Here is a 216-nt window from a genome sequence, read left to right on the forward strand (position 1 = left end):
ATCGGTCAGCAGCAGCAGCTTATCGGCTCCGGCAAGGATCGCCGCCAGCGCCGAAAGATTGTCGTTGTCACCGACTTTAATTTCAGCGGTCGCCACCGCATCGTTCTCATTGATGACCGGAACAATGTTGTTATCCAGCAGCGCGCGCAGCGTATCGCGGGCGTTGAGGAAGCGCTCTCTGTCTTCCATATCCGCACGCGTTAGCAGCATCTGCCC

Annotated in this window: 1 pseudogene; it reads right to left on the reverse strand. The window is 57.9% G+C overall.

From position 1 onward, the window contains the following. A pseudogene (locus FDX22_RS08615) lies at positions 1 to 216 on the reverse strand (glutamate 5-kinase); the annotation flags it as partial.

This window comes from Citrobacter sp. TBCS-14 (assembly GCF_005280805.1).
Lineage (GTDB): Bacteria > Pseudomonadota > Gammaproteobacteria > Enterobacterales > Enterobacteriaceae > Citrobacter > Citrobacter gillenii.